Origin of the sequence: Streptomyces sp. CB01881 (genome assembly GCF_002953255.1) — a bacterium.
In the GTDB taxonomy this organism is placed as follows: domain Bacteria; phylum Actinomycetota; class Actinomycetes; order Streptomycetales; family Streptomycetaceae; genus Kitasatospora.
Map to the genome: position 1 here is coordinate 6,326,744 of NZ_CP026498.1, position 1,154 is coordinate 6,327,897.

Here is a 1,154-nt window from a genome sequence, read left to right on the forward strand (position 1 = left end):
ACCATCACACGCCGGCAGCGCCTGCATCAGCCGGCCCCGCGCGGCCACCAACTTGCAGGCGTCGGCCAGCGACAGCACCCCGGCCACGTGCGCGGCCGCGATCTCACCGACCGAGTGCCCGGCCAGGAAGTCCGCCCGCACACCCAGCGACTCCACCAGACGGAACAGCGCCACCTCGACGGCGAACAACGCCGACTGCGTGTACACCGTGTCGTCCAGCGAACCACCGTCGCCCGCGATCACCCCGCGCAGCGAGACACCCAACTCGGCGTCCAGCAGCGCACACACCTCGTCCAACGCGGACGCGAACACCGGGAACACACCGGCGAGTTCACGCCCCATACCGACGCGCTGCGCGCCCTGGCCGGTGAACAGGAACGCCGTCTTGCCCTCCAGCCGGCGCCCGGCCCGCACACCCTCCAGGGCGGCCGTCAGCTCCTCCGGGCCCGAACCCAGCACCACCGCCCGGCGGTCGAACACCGCCCGCGAGGACGCCAGCGAGAACCCGGTGTCCAGCACCGACGCCGACCCGGCCGCCGCGAACTCCCGCAGGCGCTCGGCCTGGTCACGCAGCGCGGCCTCCGTCCGGCCCGACACCACCCACGGCACCGGCGCACCCGACGGCCAGCCCGCACCCGGCTCCCCGGCGACGTCCTCCGCCGCCGGGGCCTCCTCCAGGATCACGTGGGCGTTGGTGCCAGAGATCCCGAACGAGGAGATACCGGCCCGGCGAAGCACACCGTCCGTCTTCTCCCACGGCCGGGACTCGGCGAGCAGCTCGACGTCACCCGCCTCCCAGTCCACGTGCGTGGAAGGGGTGTCGACGTGCAGGGTCTTCGGCAGCACCTCGTGGCGCATCGCCTGCACCATCTTGATGATCGCCGCGACGCCGGCGGCGGCCTGGGTGTGGCCCAGGTTCGACTTGATGGACCCGAGCCAGAGCGGCCGGCCCTCCGGCCGGTCCTGGCCGTAGGTGGCGATCAGCGCCTGCGCCTCGATCGGGTCGCCCAGCGTGGTGCCCGTGCCGTGCGCCTCCACCACGTCCACGTCCGCCGTGGACAGGCCCGCGTTGGCCAGCGCCGCCCGGATCACCCGCTGCTGCGACGGACCGTTCGGCGCGGTGATGCCGTTGCTCGCACCGTCCTGGTTGATCG

General features: G+C 73.3%; 1 protein-coding gene. It reads right to left on the minus strand.

The window, feature by feature from the left end:
• On the minus strand, positions 1–1,154 hold a 1,154-nt coding region (locus C2142_RS17325; RefSeq protein ID WP_194235785.1), incomplete at both ends, for a type I polyketide synthase.